General features: G+C 66.3%; 16 protein-coding genes. 4 read left to right on the top strand and 12 right to left on the bottom strand.

The window, feature by feature from the left end:
- Positions 1–88 precede the first annotated feature (88 nt).
- Positions 89–1,276: a maltose/maltodextrin ABC transporter substrate-binding protein MalE gene (malE, locus tag B8115_RS05085; protein ID WP_010626678.1), complete on the bottom strand. Its 1,188-nt coding sequence runs from the start codon at positions 1,274–1,276 to the stop codon at positions 89–91.
- 218 nt (positions 1,277–1,494) lie between these two features.
- Entirely contained in the window at positions 1,495–2,103 is a 609-nt protein-coding gene (locus B8115_RS05080) for a DUF305 domain-containing protein (protein WP_010626677.1), read from the bottom strand.
- Positions 2,104–2,206: 103 nt separating this feature from the next.
- Here B8115_RS05080 and B8115_RS05075 point away from each other — a divergent pair, with 103 nt between their 5' ends.
- The 4 genes from B8115_RS05075 (at position 2,207) to B8115_RS05060 (ending at position 4,703) form a co-directional block, all read left to right on the top strand.
- Positions 2,207–2,656 (top strand): NfeD family protein, encoded by a 450-nt coding sequence (locus B8115_RS05075; protein ID WP_010626676.1) that lies wholly within the window; start codon positions 2,207–2,209, stop codon positions 2,654–2,656.
- Positions 2,657–2,728: 72 nt separating this feature from the next.
- Positions 2,729–3,775, top strand: a complete 1,047-nt coding sequence (locus tag B8115_RS05070) for an SPFH domain-containing protein (RefSeq protein WP_010626675.1) — start codon at positions 2,729–2,731, stop codon at positions 3,773–3,775.
- 151 nt (positions 3,776–3,926) lie between these two features.
- Positions 3,927–4,085, top strand: coding sequence for a YhfG family protein (locus B8115_RS05065; RefSeq protein ID WP_010626674.1), 159 nt, complete (start codon positions 3,927–3,929; stop codon positions 4,083–4,085).
- Between the two features lie 21 nt (positions 4,086–4,106).
- A complete protein-coding gene (locus tag B8115_RS05060) occupies positions 4,107–4,703 on the top strand; it encodes a putative adenosine monophosphate-protein transferase Fic (RefSeq protein ID WP_010626673.1) in 597 nt (198 codons plus the stop codon).
- Between the two features lie 10 nt (positions 4,704–4,713).
- On the opposite strand, the gene zapE is transcribed toward B8115_RS05060, so the two are convergent.
- The 10 genes from zapE to fabV form a co-directional block, all read right to left on the bottom strand.
- Positions 4,714–5,859 (bottom strand): cell division protein ZapE, encoded by a 1,146-nt coding sequence (zapE, locus tag B8115_RS05055; RefSeq protein ID WP_010626672.1) that lies wholly within the window; start codon positions 5,857–5,859, stop codon positions 4,714–4,716.
- Positions 5,856–6,329: a GNAT family N-acetyltransferase gene (locus B8115_RS05050; protein WP_010626671.1), complete on the bottom strand. Its 474-nt coding sequence runs from the start codon at positions 6,327–6,329 to the stop codon at positions 5,856–5,858. Before B8115_RS05050 ends, zapE begins: the two co-directional genes overlap by 4 nt.
- Before the next feature lie 37 nt (positions 6,330–6,366).
- A complete protein-coding gene (astB, locus tag B8115_RS05045; RefSeq protein WP_010626670.1) occupies positions 6,367–7,734 on the bottom strand; it encodes an N-succinylarginine dihydrolase in 1,368 nt (455 codons plus the stop codon).
- Positions 7,731–9,200: a succinylglutamate-semialdehyde dehydrogenase gene (gene astD / locus B8115_RS05040; RefSeq protein WP_026037898.1), complete on the bottom strand. Its 1,470-nt coding sequence runs from the start codon at positions 9,198–9,200 to the stop codon at positions 7,731–7,733. Before astD ends, astB begins: the two co-directional genes overlap by 4 nt.
- On the bottom strand, positions 9,197–10,243 hold the full coding sequence (gene astA / locus B8115_RS05035) for an arginine N-succinyltransferase (RefSeq protein ID WP_010626668.1): 1,047 nt from the start codon (positions 10,241–10,243) through the stop codon (positions 9,197–9,199). Before astA ends, astD begins: the two co-directional genes overlap by 4 nt.
- Positions 10,243–11,316, bottom strand: coding sequence for an arginine N-succinyltransferase (locus tag B8115_RS05030; protein WP_010626667.1), 1,074 nt, complete (start codon positions 11,314–11,316; stop codon positions 10,243–10,245). Before B8115_RS05030 ends, astA begins: the two co-directional genes overlap by 1 nt.
- Before the next feature lie 50 nt (positions 11,317–11,366).
- On the bottom strand, positions 11,367–12,581 hold the full coding sequence (locus tag B8115_RS05025; protein ID WP_010626666.1) for an aspartate aminotransferase family protein: 1,215 nt from the start codon (positions 12,579–12,581) through the stop codon (positions 11,367–11,369).
- A 113-nt stretch (positions 12,582–12,694) separates the two neighbouring features.
- Positions 12,695–13,669 carry a GlxA family transcriptional regulator gene (locus B8115_RS05020; protein ID WP_010626665.1) on the bottom strand — a complete coding sequence of 325 codons (975 nt, stop codon included), beginning with the start codon at positions 13,667–13,669 and terminating at the stop codon, positions 12,695–12,697.
- Positions 13,670–13,809: 140 nt separating this feature from the next.
- The gene (locus B8115_RS05015; protein ID WP_010626664.1) at positions 13,810–14,019 is read right to left on the bottom strand and encodes a hypothetical protein; all 210 of its coding nucleotides are present in this window, start codon (positions 14,017–14,019) and stop codon (positions 13,810–13,812) included.
- A 57-nt stretch (positions 14,020–14,076) separates the two neighbouring features.
- Positions 14,077–15,288, bottom strand: coding sequence for an enoyl-ACP reductase FabV (fabV, locus tag B8115_RS05010; RefSeq protein WP_010626663.1), 1,212 nt, complete (start codon positions 15,286–15,288; stop codon positions 14,077–14,079).
- Positions 15,289–15,334 lie beyond the last annotated feature (46 nt).

Below are 15,334 nucleotides of genomic sequence, written 5' to 3'. Positions count from 1 at the left end.
ATATCGCGAGGCATTGACGGTGTACATGGGTAGCGTCCTGGGCCGGGCCGGCGGCGCCTGCCGCCGGCCGCGGCATCGAGCGGGTTCGTTACTGGCGCATGCGGCGGGCCGCGGCGTCCAGCGCTTCGCGAGGCGACTGGCGACCGCTGCCGATGTTCTGCAGCGCCGGCTCCATGGCGGCCCAGAAGGCGCCCATCTCAGGAATGTTGGGCATCGGCATGCCGAGCTCGGCGTTCTCGAGGGTGGCGGCAATGTTGGGGTCGCGCTCCAGCTCCTGCTGGTAGGCGATGTGGGCCACCGCTCCCAGGGTGCCGTCGCTATTGAAGGTGCGCATGCCCTCCTCGACGAGCAGGTAGTTCTCGAGGAACTCCACGGCCAGGAAATCGTTGGGCGAGGCGGTGTTGATCATCGCCGCCATCACGCCGAACATCGGCCTGGCGCGCTCCTCGCCCACCCTGGGCAGCAGCGCCACGCCGTAGTCGATGCCGCTCTGCTCCAGATTGCTCCAGGCCCAGGGGCCGCTGATCATGGTGGCCACCTCGCCGCGATTGAAGCGCGTATCCATGATGCTGTAGTCGGTGCCCCGCGGCAGCACGCCGCTCTCGATCAGTTCTACCAAAAGCTCGGCGCCCTGGATGGCGCCCTCGTTGTTGACCCCGATGTCGTCGACATCGAAACCCTCCTCGGTCTGGCGGAAGGGGTAGCCGCCGTTGGCCGCCAGCAGCGTCCAGCCGTAGTAGGGCTCGCCGTAGTCGAACAGGATCGCCTTCTTGCCCTGCTCGGTGAGTTCGGCGTCGAGCTCGGCCAGCTCGGCGAAGCTCTGCGGTGGCGTTTCGATCAACGCCTTGTTGTAGATCAGCCCCAGCGCCTCCACCGAGATCGGATAGCCGTAGTGCTCGCCGTTCCACAGGGTGGCGTCCCAGGTGAAGTCGAAGTAGCGCTCGCGGAAGTCGCGCGTGGGCGAAACGGGTGCCAGCAGCCCGCTCTGCGCCCATTCGCCGATGCGGTCGTGAGCCCAGATCACGATGTCCGGCCCCTGGCCGCTGCCGGCGGCCTGCTGGAAGCGATCAGTGAGATTGTCGGGATTGACGATCCGTACCTCGATGCCGGTGTCGTCGGCGAACTGGCGAGCCACCTCACGGATGCCGTCGTAGCCCTTGTTATCGCCCATCCAGATCGTCAGGCGGTCACCGTCGAAGGCGTGGGCGGAGAAAGCCAGGCCGCTACCGAGTGCAGCCAGCAAAGTAAAGCTCACACCGTGGCGTGTCCAAGGCATGGGAGAACCTCCAGGTTGTTGTTATCGGCGCCGGAGCCGTTGCGGCACGGCGATAGCGAGCATCCAGCCTCGCCAATCGCGGCGCAGTCGTCCTCCTCCCCGGGGGGGCGTAGCGGTGGCGTATGGGTGGGGCGTAGCGATCGGCGTGGCGGGAGTATTGCGAAGATCAGCACGGGCGGCCTGGAGATGCCGCCCGCGGGGAGTCACTCGATGGCTGCCTATTCGGCATCGAAACCGTGCTGGGCCAGCCAGTCGCGCAGGAAGGCGATCTCCTCCTCCTGGGCCTCGATGACCTCACGTGCGAGATCGCGAATCGCCTCGTCCTCGCCGTGCATCAGCACGACGTTGGCCATGTCGATGGCCCCCTGGTGATGCGGGATCATGCCGCGGGCGAAATCGGCGTCGGGGTTGCCGGTGAACTCGATCGACATGTCCTCGTGCATGCGCCGATTGATCTCACGGTATGCCTGCACGGCCTCATTGTCTGTATGCTCGTCGGGCTCATGAACGTGGTCGTGGTGGTCCTCCTCGTCCTGTGCTTCGTCCTCGTCGCCATTGATCTCGTCGCCATTGATCTCATCGCCATTGATCTCATCGCCATTGACCTCGTCGCCGTTGGCCTCGTCGTCATCGACATCGTCATCGTCGCCATTGGCCGCTTCATTCTCGTCGTCGATCTCAGCGTCCTGCTGCGGCTCGGCCTGGTCGATCTGCTGCTGGGCCTGGGCCTCCTCTTCCGCCGCCAAGGCCGGGGCGGCCAGCAGGGCACTGCCGGCCAGAACGACGGCCAGTGCCGACCAGGTACGTACTGTGAGGATGTGCGACATGCTGCTCTCCTTTACCATGTGAGTCGTACGAGTACGATAGAACCAAGCGCCGTGCAGTGCGTTGCAGCGGCGCATCAGGAAACAATTCATTACCGAGACTACCATGGACTGGAATCCTGCCTTGATCTGGCTGGCCATCGCCCTGCTGCTGGGCTTGGCCGAACTCTCCTCCGGCGGCCTGGTGCTGCTGTCGCTGGGCGTGGCTGCCGCGCTGACCTCGGCGCTGGCCGCGCTGGGCCTTACGCTGCCCTGGCAGCTGCTCGCCATGGGCGTGTTCTCGGGCATTCTCATCCCGCTCGCCGTCAAGGTGATCCGCCCGTGGTTCTCGCCCAGAGGGGTGGCCTACGGCACCACCGGCACGGGGGTGGAGAAAGGCCACACCTACAATACGCTCAAGCGCGACTTCGACGGCGCCAGCGGGGTCAAGATCAACGGTGATTTCTATCGCCTGCGGGTCGCCGAGACCGGTGAGACCGAGCTGCCCGAGGGTTCGCTGGTGATCTTTCAGCACTTCGACGGCACCACCGCCGTCGTCAGCCACGTTCAAACATAGCGCCACTCGCATGACCTTTGCGGAGCCCCTTCCGGCCCCGTCCCTACGCAACTGCAAGGAGTGAAAGTGAATATGGATCTTCCCATCAACCCGGGGCTGCTGATCGCCCTCATCGTCGTCGTCATCGGCATCCTGATCATCGCCAAGGGGCTGGTGATCGTACGCCAGTCGGAAGTGATGGTGATCGAGCGCCTGGGCTCGTTCAACCGCCTGCTGGAGAGCGGCATCAACATCATCATTCCGTTCATCGAGCAGCCCCGCGCCATCACCATGATCCGCTACCAGAAGCGCGGCGAGGAGTACTTCCCCATCACGACCAACGAGGCGAGGATCGACCGCCGGGAAACGGTGATGGATTTCCCCGGCCAGCCGGTGGTGACCACCGATAACGTCACCGTGCGCATCAATGGGGCGCTCTATTATCAGATCATCGATCCGCGCCGTGCCGTCTATGAAATAGAGAACATGAGCCAGGCGGTGGAAGTGCTGGCCAAGACCACCCTGCGCTCGGTGGTGGGCAAGATGGAGCTCGATAAACTGTTCGAGTCCCGCGCCGAGGTCAACAACGAAATCCAGGCCGCCATGGAGGAGCCCGCTTCAAAGTGGGGGGTGAAGATCTCACGGGTCGAGGTACAGGACATCGCCATGCCCGAAGAGGTCGAAACCGCCATGCGCCTGCAGATGGCCGCCGAACGCAAGCGCCGCGCCACCGTGACCGAAGCCGAGGGCGAGAAGGCCGCCGCCATCGCCAAGGCCCAGGGTCAGCGCGAATCGGCAATCCTCAATGCCCAGGGCGACAAGGAGTCGGCCATTCTGCGCGCCCAGGGCGAGCAGGAGTCGATCAAGCTGGTGCTGAGCGCCATCGGCGACAGCGACGAGCACAAGCGCACCGTGGTGGGTTATCTGCTCGGCCAGAGCTACATCAAGGCGCTGCCGACCATGGCCCAGGAGGGCGAGCGGGTATTCGTGCCCTACGAATCCTCCGCCCTGCTCGGCTCCATGGGCATGTTCCGCGAAATGGCCGGCTCACCGGAAGACACCGTGGCGCAGCACCTGCGCAGCGGCGAGCGCCAGAGCGGCTTTCGCAGCGGCATCGTCGGCGGAGCGGCCAGCAGTTAATGATTGAAGCCTGGGCATCGGCTGTCAGGCCGATGCTCAGGCACCTTTCCGCAACAGCAACGGGTCCCCGACAGCGACTGGCGATCAGGCAGGAGCATCGTGGGCCGATATGCGTTAAAATACGGGCATCGGCAAATTCGAGGTAACCCACATGACCAAGGTATCCCTCAAGACCAAGCAGGACTATTTTGCCAAGGTCAAGCAGCATAACTATGCGGCTAGCCTGCGCCTGGAAGGGTTCAGCGCTCCCGATGCGCCGTATGCACCGCCCAGCAAGTCCGCCACGCTGGAAAAATATCGCCAGCGTTGAGCGTGGCCATCAGCCGCTGTCATGGACAAGTACGGCGTCGGCCAGGATCCCTACTGTTACGACGGTACCAACGTTTTCACGAACCTCCTCGAGATTCGTGACGATGCAATCCTGCAGGAAGCCGAACGCGAGCTGACGATCATTGCAGCCGACGGGATTCCTTTCACTCCCCCGCCCTACGATTTCGACTATCTCAAGACGCTGCACAGGCAGCTCTTCCGTGACCTTTATCCTTGGGCCGGCGAGATTCGTACCATCGACATTTCCAAAGGCGATACGCGCTTTTGTCATTGCGACCGCATTGAGCCGGAAGCCAAAAAACTGTTCGCCCAGTTGGTACGAGCCGCCTGGTACACAGGCCTGGAACGTGACGAATTGATAGTTGCCACCGCCGAGTTCTACGGCGATCTCAATGTCCTACACCCCTTTCGGGATGGCAACGGCAGGGCGCAGCGCATTCTCTTCGAGCATCTGATCATCAATTGCGGCTACGAGATTTCCTGGGCCGGGCTGGATCGGGACGAGTGGATTCGAGCCAACATCGCGGCTTACCACTGCGATTACGACCCCATGGTCGCGGTTTTCAGGCAGTGTATCGGCGCGCCGCTTACCGAATGACGAAGCCAGCTCAGTCGCTTGCAGGTAGCCCACCAAACCTCGCCAGCTGCATTTCCTGCAGCCGGCTGAGGGTGCGCCGGAAGGCGAAGGCCAGGTAGCCATCGGTGTAGAGTTCGTCCATGGCGACTTCGGCTTCGATGTGGAGCGGCACGCGGCGGTCGTAGCACTCGTCGACCAGGGCGATGAAGCGGCGCACGCCATCGTCGCGCCGGGACAGCGGAGGCAGCTCCCGCTCTCCGGCTTCGACACGCTCGGCGCCGTCCTCGGTGCCACGGGCGATACGCCTCGCGGCGGCAACATCGCTCAGCCGCGGCACTTCGCTGAGCAGCACATGGTCGAACTCGTCGGCCAGGGCGATAAAGTCGAGCGCGGCCAGCGGCTGCTCGCACAGCTCGGCATAGCGACACCACACCACTCGCCGACTGCGCCGCTCCACTGCGATGCGGCGGTGGCCCAGCTCGATGGGCTCACGGCTCGTCGGCAGCCCTTCGCTCAGGCGCGCGAAAACGCTGGTGAGGGCGCTCGGCCGGCCGGGCTCGGCCACCCAATAGCGCTGGCATGCCCGACCGGGGCGCAGGCGATGATCGAAGCCGCCGTCCAGCTCCACCACCTCCAGGTAACGCTCGATGGCGGCAATGGCCGGCAGGAAGCGCTCGCGGTTGAAGCCGTCGGCATAGAGCTGGCTCGGCGCCTGGTTGGAGGTGCCCACCAGCACCACGCCATGCTCGAAGATCGCCTGCAACAGGCGTCCGAGCAGCATGGCATCGGCGATGTCGCTGACGAATAGCTCATCGAGGCAGAGCACGCGCACCTCGGCCGCCAGCTCCCGCGCCAGCGCGGAGAGAGGATCGGCGGTACCGCTGAGCTGGAACTGGCGCTGGTGCACCCAGCGCATGAAGTGATGGAAGTGCAGGCGCCGGGAAGGCACCCGCAGGTGGCGGTGGAAACCGTCCATCAGCCAGGTCTTGCCGCGCCCCACCGGTCCCCACAGGTAGACGCCGGCCACGGCCCTGCGCTGCTCCGCGGCACCCTCATCATGCAGCGTCTGGAAACAGGCATCGAGCCGTGCCGCAGCGCTCTGCTGGGCCGCGTCCGGCGCAAAACCTTGGCGTTCTACCGCCTCGCGATAGAGCGTCAGCGGCGAGGCGGCGGTCATGCCTCCAACTGGCGCCACATGATGGTGACCGCTTCGCCCCGGTAGTTCAGCTCCTCAAGGTCCTGCCAGCCTAGGCGGCGATAGAGCCCCTGTTGATCGGGGGTATAGAGGTAGAACTGGCTGAAACCGCTGTCCACGGCTTCCTCCTCGACGCGGCGAATCAGCCGGGCGGCGATGCCCTGCCCACGCCACTCCGGCAGCACGAACACCGAGGCCAGCCAGGGGGTGAGGTCGGGCCGGCTGTCCATGTCCTCGGCCAACAGGGCCGCCGTACCTACCGGCCGATTGCCGTGCATGGCCACGAACACCGAGGGCACGCCGCCTTCCCCGCACTCGCGACGAAAGGCCTCGCGGTAGGAGTCGGCGGTGCTACCCGGATGCAAGTGGCCCCATTCGGCGAAGGTCCAGCTTGCCACCGTATCAACGTGGTCCGACTCGGGGATCAAACGGACGAGGGTGATGTCGCGCATGCCGATTTCCTTATCCATTGCAAAAGCACAGGTCTGGCTAACCCAGTTGGAAGGGATAGACCGATCCAATTTGCAGGATGCGGGTCAGCTCGTCCAGTGCAGTGAGGGTCTCGTCGGCCAGCTGCGGGTCGGCCAGGTCGTCCGGGGCCAGGCGGTCGCGGTAGTGACGCCCGACCCAGGCGGTGAGTTCGCCATAGAGATCATCGCTGAGCAGCACGCGGCCGGTCAGCGCGGCGCGCTCCTCGGCGGAGAGCACCACCCGCAAGCGCAGGCAGGCGGGACCGCCGCCGTTGCGCATGCTCTGCTTGACGTCCTTGACGATCACTTCACCGATGGGATTGTGGCCGGCCAGCAGCAGGTCCTGGATGGTGCGCCACACCGCCTCGCGCTCCTGGCACTCGCCGGGCACCACCAGGGTCATGCTGCCGTCGGGGTTGCTCAGCAGCTGCGAATTGAACAGGTAGGAGGCCACGGCGTCCTCCATGCTCACCGCCTCGCTGGGCACGCGCACCGGGATCAGGGGCGTGGTCATCTTGGCGCGTAGCTCATCGAGCGTGGCCTGCTCGTCGAGGAAGGCCATCTCGTGGTAGAGCAGCACCGGCCCGTTGCCCACCGCGATCACGTCGTTGTGGAACACGCCGGCATCGATGGCCTCGGGGTGCTGCTGGGCGAATACCGTCTGCGCCGCGGCCAGACCATGCTGACGCGCCACCGCCTGGCTCGCTTCCAATGTTTGGCGCGCGGGGAAGCGCTTGGGCTCGCGACTTTCACCAGACCCGCCACCGAAGGATTGGCGGCCGTAGACGTAGAGGTGAACGCCGGCCTCGCCGTGTTCGCCGCACAGCCGCGTATGGTTGGCCGCGCCCTCGTCGGAGAAGGCCGGTGTGGCCGGCAGCGCCGGGTGATGGGCGAAGTGCGCCTCATGGCGGAAGATCGCCGCCAGCACGCGGCCGGTGGTCTCCGGCTCCAGATAGCGATGGAAGCTCGACTGCAGATTGGCAGGGGTGAAGTGCACGCGGCCGTCCGCGGCGTCGCGGCTCGGGGTCACCGTGGCGGCGTTGGCCGTCCACATGCTCGAGGCCGAGCACACCGCGCGCAGCACCTGGGGCGCCTCCTTGGCCGCCCGCGCCAGCACCTCGCGATTGCTGCCAGAAAAGCCTAGCGAGCGCAGCGCGCCGAGGTCGGGGCGCTGCTGGGGCGGCAGCACGCCCTGGGCGTAGCCGGCGTCCATCAGCGCCTTCATCTTGGCCAGGCCCTGCAGCGCCGCCTCGCGGGGGTTGGAGACCAACCCACCGTGGCGCATCGAGGCCACGTTGCCGTGGGCCAGCCCTGAGTAGTTGTGGGTGGGCCCCACCAGGCCGTCGAAGTTGACTTCCCGGTAGTCGGCGTTCGTCGTTTGGCTCATAACACCACTCCGGGCGGCAGGTTGTCGGGCAGGGTCAGGGTCTCGGCTTCCATGGAGGCCACCGGGTAGGCGCAGTAGTCGGCGGCGTAATAGGCACTGGGGCGATGGTTGCCGCTGATGCCCACGCCGCCGAAGGGCGCGTCGCCGGAGGCGCCGGTGGTCTGGCGGTTCCAGTTGACGATGCCGGCGCGAATGCGCAGCAGGAAGTCATCCCAGTCGGCGCGCTCACCGCCAATCAGGCCGGCGGCCAGGCCATAGCGGGTATCGTTGGCCAGGTGCAGGGCTTCGTCCCAGTCGCGATAGCGGTAGACCTTGAGCAGCGGGCCGAAGTGTTCCTCGTCGGGCACGTCGAGCCCGGTGACGTCGATCAGCGCCGGCGACAGCAGACTGGTACCCTCCTCCAGGCACTCCATGCGCGCCAGCACCACACCACCCAGTGTTTCCAACTCGTCCTGAGCCTTGAGCAGCCCCTGGGCCGCCTCCTGGCTGACCAGACCGCCGTAGAACGGCGCCGGCTCCTCGAACTGCCCCGCCACCCGCAGGCGGGCGATGGCGTCGACCAGGGCGTCGAGCAGGTGATCGCCGACCTGCCCCTCGGGCACGATCAGGCGCCGCGCGCAGGTGCAGCGCTGGCCACCGGAGAGGAACGCCGACTGCAGGATGGTCAGCACCGTGGCGTCCTGGTCATGGACATCCTTGACCACCAGCGGGTTGTTACCGCCGAGCTCCAGCGCCAGGATCTTCTCCATCTGGTCGGCGAAATGGCGGTTGAGCAGGCCGCCCACGCGGGCGCTGCCGGTGAACAGCAGGCCGTCGATGCCCGGATGCGAGGAGAGCGCCTGCCCCACCGGTGCGGCCCCCTGCACCAGGTTGATGACCCCGGCGGGCAGGCCCGCCTCCTGCCAGCACTGCAGGGTCAGATCGGCGGTCAGCGGGGTCTGCTCGCTGGGCTTGAACACCACGGTGTTGCCGGCCAGAAGCGCCGGCACCATGTGGCCGTTGGGCAGGTGGCCGGGGAAGTTGTAGGGGCCGAACACGGCCATCACGCCATGCGGGCGATGGCGCAGCACGGCGGTGGTGTCGCCGAGGTCGCGGCTGCGCTCGCCGGTGCGCTCCTGATAGGCGCGCGCGGAGATCGCCACCTTGCCGATCATGGCGCCCACTTCGGTACGCGCCTCCCACAGCGGCTTGCCGGTCTCGCCGGCGATGGCCCGAGCCAGATCCTCGCGGTGGGTCTCGAGCACCTCGCGAAAGCGTTCCACCACGCTCAAGCGCTCGGCGAAGCCCAGCCGGGCCCAGCCCGGAAAGGCGCCGCGGGCGGCTTCCACCGCTGCCGCTACCTGGCTGTCGCTGGCCGCCGCACCCTGCCACAGGGTCTCGCCGGAGACCGGATCGCGTTTGGTGAAGCCAATGGCATCGCCCGGCTGCCAGCGCCCGCCGATCATCAGCTGTTGCATTGCGTTCATGATGTCTCCTCGGTATCCAGGACGCGCAGGGAGTCGCCGGCCGACACGCCCAGCCGCTGCGCCTCCGCCTCGTTCAGGGTGAGGGTGCCCTCCTCATCGGGAGCACAGGCCACCCAGGCGGCGCGGAAGTCGGCCATGGTCGTGCTGGCTGCCAGCCAGCGAGGCCGGGCGGGGGGCGTGTCGCTGCCGCTGCGGATCTCCACCCGGCAGCAGCGCGACTTGCGCACCGCGCGTACGTCGTCGATATAGGCTTCCACCGTCGGCCCACCGTCGAAGATGTCGATGTAGCCCTCCCAACGCAGGCCTTCCTTCTTGAGCATGGCCAGCGCCGGACGCGTGTCGTGATGCACCTGGCCGATGCAGGCCCGCGCCTCGTCGGAGAGAAACGGCGTGTAGATCGGGAACTTGGGCATCAGCTCGCCGATGAAGCTCTTCTGCCCCAGCCCGGTGAGGCGGTCGGCCTCGTCGAAGTCTAAGGGGAAGAAGTGGCTGCCCAGGCACTCCCAGAACGGGCTCTTGCCGCGCTCGTCGAACACCCCACGCATCTCCGCCAGCACCTTGTCGGGGAACTGGTCGCGGAACTCGGCCATGAACAACCAGCGCACCATCGACAGCAGCGCGCCGTTGCGCTGATGCTGACGCTCCTTGCCACGGAAGCCGGGGCGCAGGAACAGCGAGGCCACCTCGGCATCGCCGGTGTGGTCGGAGCTGAGGAACAGGGTGTCGATAGTACGGTGCAGGTCGAGCTGCACCGAGGAGTGGGCCAACGTACCCAGGCGGTAGTGATAGAACGGCACCTCGCGACCCACCTGACCCTCGATGGCGCAGCAGCCCGCCAGCTCGCCGCTCTCCTCGTCTTCCAGCACGAAGAAATAGTTGCGCCGGTCGGCCGGGGTGCGCTGCTCGAAGGCGGCCACTGCGGCGGCGATCTTGGCCGCCAGGAACTCGCGGTTGTCGGGCAGCGAGGTGAAGCCGACCCCGGTCTCACGGGCGATCTTCTGCAGTTCGTCCAGGTCGCCCTCGGCAATCGGTCGAATACGCATCACAGCTCCCCCTCGTCGAAGCCCGCTTCCTCTTCGCCGTTGGACGGCAGCGTCAGCGGTGCAGCGAGCACCGCCCGCCCCTCCTCCACGCCGAGCAGCTCGGCGTGCTCCGGCGAGAGCATCAGCTGGCCGGTGGGCGACAGCGCATAGCGCGCCACCACGCAGCGGAAGTCGGCCAGGCGCTGGTTGGCGACCATCGCCGGCTCGGCGTCCGGCAGGGCGTGGGCCGGGCGTACCCGTACCGGGTGCCAGGCGGCATGGCGGAAGGTATGCAGACGATTGCGCTCGCCCTTGATCACCGGCCCCGCGTCGAACAGATCGACGTGACGCGAGCGCATGAAGCCCTCGGCCAGCATCTCGGCCATGGCCGCCTCGTGGGCGGGGTGCTCGCGACCAATGGCGGCCCGCGCCTGGGGAGTGAGCAGCGCCAGATAGAGCGGGAACTGCGGCATCACCTCGGCGATGAAGCTCTTCGAGCGCACCCCGGCCAGGTAGTTGATGTCGTGATAGTCGCGCACGAAGAAGTGGCGCCCCACGCTGTTCCAGAACGGCGATTCGCCCTGCTCGTCGAGATAGCCCGGGAACGCCATCGCCAACACCTCGGCGAAGCGCTCCGGGTACTGGGCGATGAACATCAGCCGCGAGCGGCGCAGCAGGCTCTCGGCGCTGGTGCCGCGATAGCGCGGGTCCAGCGACAGCGCGCACAGCTGAGTGGTCTCGGACACCTCATGGGAGAGCGAGAGGGTCTGCACCTCGCGGCGCACGTTGAGCTGCTGCGAGGCGTGGATCAGGGTTTCCTGGCGGTAGGTGTAGTAGGCCTCCCGCGCGCCGGCCTCGGCGCGCAGGGTGGCGGTACCTACGACCTCGTCGCGTTCGAGATCCTCGAGCACGAAGGTGTAGTGTTCGTCGCCGGGAAAGTCCACCTCGCGCCCGAACGACTGCCGCGAGCGGGCGATGCGCTCCTCGAGGCGGTCGCGGTGGGCCGGCAGGTTGGTCAGGCTCGGCGTGGCCAAGCCCGCCAGCCGCTCCAGGGCCGGCAGGTCGGCCGGCCGAACGGGGCGTACGACCATCATGGCGGGATCTCCTGGTCGATTGGCGGTGTCGCGCATGGCTCGGCCAGCCTTCACCCGGCCGCCACCAGCCGCTCGATGGCACGCTCCAGCCGCGCCATGCCCTCGGCGATGTCGGCTTCGGGAATTACCAGCGACGGCGCCATGCGCAGCACGTTGGGCCCGGCGATCAGCGCCATCAGCCCTTCTTCGATGGCCAGCGGCAGGATGTCCTTGGCCCGGTCCTTGTATTCCGGCGTCATTTCGGCGCCGATCAACAGCCCCATGCCGCGGATCTCCTTGAACACCCCGTGCTTGCGGTTGATCGCCTCGAGATGCTCGCGGAACAGGTCATGCCGCTGCTTGACGCCGCCGAGCACTTCCGGCGTGTCGATGTGCTCCACCGCGGCCAGAGCCACGGCCGAAGCCAGGGCGTTGCCGCCGTAAGTGGAGCCGTGGGTGCCGATGGCCAGTGCCGGGGCGACCCGGTCGGTGGTGAGCATGGCGCCGATGGGGAAGCCTCCGCCCAGGGCCTTGGCGCTGGTGAGGATGTCCGGCTCGATGCCGTACTCCATGTAGGCGTAGAGCGAGCCGGTACGGCCCACGCCGGTCTGCACCTCGTCGAAGATCAGCAGCGCATCGTGGGCATCGCACAGATCGCGCAGGCCCTGCAGGAACTCCTGAGTGGCCGGCGTGATGCCGCCCTCGCCCTGCATCGGCTCGACCATCACCGCGCAGGTGTCGTCGTTGATCAGGTCGCGCACGCTGTCGAGATTGTTGAACTCGCCGTGGACGATGCCGCCCGGCACCGGACCGAAGCCCTGGGAGTACTTGGGCTGACCGCCGACGCTGACGGTGAAGAAGGTGCGGCCGTGGAAGGACTGGTAGAACGAGACGATGCGATGCTTGTGCTCGCCGAAGTTGTCATGCGCCCAGCGCCGCGCCAGCTTCAGCGCTGCCTCGTTGGCCTCGCCGCCGGAGGAGCAGAAGTAGGCCTTGTCGGCGAAGGTGCGCTCTACCAGGGTCTTGGCCAGCTTGAGCGAGGGCTCGTTGGTGTAGACGTTGGAGAGGTGCCAGAGCTTGTTGCCCTGCTCGGTGAGCGCCTTGACCAGCACCGGATGGCAGTGGCCCAGGGAGTTCACGGCGATGCCACCGGCGAAATCGATGTATTCGCGCCCTTCCTGGTCCCACAGTCGGCTGCCCTCGCCGCGCACCGGAATGACCTTCTGGGGGGAGTAGTTGGGCACCATGTACTGGTCGAAGTCGGCGCGGGTCGGGGTATGGCTCATCTCGGTCTCCATTCCTGCAAAAGAGTGATAGCAACGCAGCGATGTCATCCGAGTATAAGGAGCGACGCGCCGGCCGGCTTTCAGCAATGGGACCGCGACTTGTAGATAAAGGCTTAAAGACGTTCTTCGCGCGGGGTAACCCCGAAATGGTTACGGTAGGCGGTGGAGAAGTGAGCGGGCGAGGAGAAGCCCGTCTTCATGGCGATCTCGCCGGCGGGAAGGTCGCTTTCGCGCAGCAGGCGCCGCGCCTCTTTCAGGCGTAGATCAAGGTAGTAGCGGCCGGGTACCGCTTGCAGGTACTTCTTGAACAGCCGCTCGAGCTGACGCCGCGAGATACCCAGATGCTCGGCCAGCTCGTGGGTGGTGAGCGGCTCTTCGATGTTGGCCTCCATCAGCATCACGGCGTCCACCAGCGGCGCCGGCGCGTGCCCCAGCCGGGCGCGCAGCGGCACCTGCTGCGGCTCGTCGGCCATACGCACCCGCTCCAGCACGAAGTGCTCCGAGACCCGTTCGGCCAGCTCGCTGCCGTGGTGGGAGGCGATCAGGGTCATCATCATGTCCATCGCCGCCGTACCGCCGCCACAGGTGAGGCGGTCACGGTCGATCTCGAACAGCTGCTGGGTCAGTCGCACGCGGGGATAGTCGCGGGTGAAGGCGGCGAAGCGCTGCCAGGGCAGCGTGGCGCGGTAGCCATCCAGCACGCCGGCGCGCGCCAGCAGCTCGGTGCCACCGCCCACCCCCACCAGCACCACGCCGCTGCGCCCCAACAGACGCAGCTGACCCGGCAACGCACTGTCATGCATGACCGGCAATGGGCTCGGCGCGCAGACGATCAGCATGTCCAGTTCGGTCGAAGCGTGTTCGAAGGGAGTACAGGCCGCCTGACTGAGGTCGGCCATGCTGGCAACCTCCCCACCGCCCGGGGAGAACGCCTGCAGGCGATAGAGACGCTGGCCGGCCAACTGATTGACCACCACCAGCGGCTCCAGAGCGCAGGCTTGGGCGAGCAGCGAGAACCCCGGCAGCGTCAACACGCCGACCCAGCGGGCGGCGTTCATGGCGAAGGTAGAGGTGGGGGTATCGGGCATTGCGCAGCGCCGTGTGCCGAAACGAAGGAGAAATGGTACTCCATCGGCAGCGTTGGCAATACCGCACGTTATACGCCCGTTGACGAAGTCCACCGCGGCAGCGCCACGGTGGCCTTCGGTTCACATCGGCAACCGCCAGATCAGAGCCAGAACGCCGACACCAGCCGATAAATCAGGAAAAGCCCCGTGGCCACGGCCACGGCCAACACCAGCCAGTGCCAGCCCTTGGCCGGCCGCTTGGCTTCGGGCTGCTCCTCATCGGGCTCGAGATGCTCGAAGTCCTCGGGCATCCTCACTTCCTTGAGATGCTCGTACTCTTCTTGCGGCGTCTTGCTCTCCCGGGTGTCCATGAGGCACCTCCTTCGATACTGGATTTGCCCGCCGAATCGCGTTCCGTCGCAGCGGGCCTACAAAGTGACGACATCGAACTGAACGTCAGGGTTCACGTCGGCGTCGTAATCGACGTCGTCACGCTCGAACCCGAACAGCTTCAGGAAGTCGTGCTTGTAACCAGCATAGTCGGTGATTTGGAACAGGTTTTCGGTCGTCACTTGAGGCCACAGATCCTTGCACGCCTGCTGCACGTCGTCGCGCAGCTCCCAGTCGTCCAGACGCAGGCGGCCGGCCTCGTCGGTGGTGAGCTCACCCTCCTGCCCTTGAGATGTGTAGAGTCGCTCGCCGAACAGGCGGTTGAGCTGCTCGATGGTGCCCTCGTGCAGGCCCTTCTCCTTCATCACCTTGTAGACCATGGCGATGTAGAGCGGCATGACCGGAATCGCGGCGCTGGCCTGGGTCACCACCGACTTGAGTACCGCCACGTTGGCACCACCGCCGGTGGCCTTGAGCCTGGCGTCGAGCTCACCGGCGGCGCGATCGAGATCCTCCTTGGCCTTGCCCAGGGCGCCGTGCCAGTAGATCGGCCAGGTGATCTCGGTGCCGATGTAGCTGAACGCCACGCTGCGGGCGCCGGGAGCCAGCACGCCGGCCTTGTCCAGGGCATCGATCCACAGTTCCCAGTCTTCACCGCCCATCACCGCCTTGGTGTCCTCGATCTCCTGCTCGGTGGCGGGCTCGACCTCGGCCTCGATGATGGTGTCCTTGTTGGTGTCGATGGCGGTGGCGCGGTAGGTCTCACCGATCGGCTTGAGGCTGGAGCGCTTCAGCTCGCCTGAGTCGGGCAGCTTGCGCACCGGCGAGGCCAGCGAATAGACCACCAGATCGATCTGGCCCAGGTCCTGCTTGATCAGCTCGATGGCCTTCTCGCGCGCCTCATGGGAGAAGGCATCGCCATTGATCGACTTGCTGTAGAGCCCTGCGGCCTTGGCGAACTTGTCGAAGGCGGCGGCGTTGTACCAGCCGGCGGTGCCGGGCTTCTTCTCGCTGCCGGGCTTCTCGAAGAACACACCCAGGGTGTCGGCGCCGTAGCCGAAGGCCGCGGTGATGCGCGCCGCCAGGCCATAGCCGCTGGAGGCCCCCACCACCAGTACCTTCTTCGGCCCGTTGGCCTTGTCGAGCTGGCGGGCGCGGGTGGTCTCGATCTGCTCGAGCACGTTCTTCTCGCAGCCGAGCGGATGGGTGGTGGTACAGATGAAACCGCGAACCTTGGGTTTGATGATCACGACAGACCTCGTTATTGGTGTTACGACGCCGCTCGGGACGCCGATT

The sequence above is a fragment of the Halomonas sp. KM-1 genome (assembly GCF_000246875.1).
In the GTDB taxonomy this organism is placed as follows: Bacteria; Pseudomonadota; Gammaproteobacteria; order Pseudomonadales; family Halomonadaceae; genus Halomonas; species Halomonas aerodenitrificans.
This window is presented reverse-complemented; position numbering and strand designations above follow the sequence as displayed.

Excerpts from the sequence above, each read along its gene's own strand:
- malE (WP_010626678.1), bottom strand. The coding sequence starts at position 1,276 with ATGCCTTGGACACGCCACGGTGTGAGCTTTACTTTGCTGGCTGCACTC.
- B8115_RS05080 (WP_010626677.1), bottom strand. The coding sequence starts at position 2,103 with ATGTCGCACATCCTCACAGTACGTACCTGGTCGGCACTGGCCGTCGTT.
- B8115_RS05075 (WP_010626676.1), top strand. The coding sequence starts at position 2,207 with ATGGACTGGAATCCTGCCTTGATCTGGCTGGCCATCGCCCTGCTGCTG.
- B8115_RS05070 (WP_010626675.1), top strand. The coding sequence starts at position 2,729 with ATGGATCTTCCCATCAACCCGGGGCTGCTGATCGCCCTCATCGTCGTC.
- B8115_RS05065 (WP_010626674.1), top strand. The coding sequence starts at position 3,927 with ATGACCAAGGTATCCCTCAAGACCAAGCAGGACTATTTTGCCAAGGTC.
- B8115_RS05060 (WP_010626673.1), top strand. The coding sequence starts at position 4,107 with ATGGACAAGTACGGCGTCGGCCAGGATCCCTACTGTTACGACGGTACC.
- zapE (WP_010626672.1), bottom strand. The coding sequence starts at position 5,859 with ATGACCGCCGCCTCGCCGCTGACGCTCTATCGCGAGGCGGTAGAACGC.
- B8115_RS05050 (WP_010626671.1), bottom strand. The coding sequence starts at position 6,329 with ATGCGCGACATCACCCTCGTCCGTTTGATCCCCGAGTCGGACCACGTT.
- astB (WP_010626670.1), bottom strand. The coding sequence starts at position 7,734 with ATGAGCCAAACGACGAACGCCGACTACCGGGAAGTCAACTTCGACGGC.
- astD (WP_026037898.1), bottom strand. The coding sequence starts at position 9,200 with ATGAACGCAATGCAACAGCTGATGATCGGCGGGCGCTGGCAGCCGGGC.
- astA (WP_010626668.1), bottom strand. The coding sequence starts at position 10,243 with ATGCGTATTCGACCGATTGCCGAGGGCGACCTGGACGAACTGCAGAAG.
- B8115_RS05030 (WP_010626667.1), bottom strand. The coding sequence starts at position 11,316 with ATGATGGTCGTACGCCCCGTTCGGCCGGCCGACCTGCCGGCCCTGGAG.
- B8115_RS05025 (WP_010626666.1), bottom strand. The coding sequence starts at position 12,581 with ATGAGCCATACCCCGACCCGCGCCGACTTCGACCAGTACATGGTGCCC.
- B8115_RS05020 (WP_010626665.1), bottom strand. The coding sequence starts at position 13,669 with ATGCCCGATACCCCCACCTCTACCTTCGCCATGAACGCCGCCCGCTGG.
- B8115_RS05015 (WP_010626664.1), bottom strand. The coding sequence starts at position 14,019 with ATGGACACCCGGGAGAGCAAGACGCCGCAAGAAGAGTACGAGCATCTC.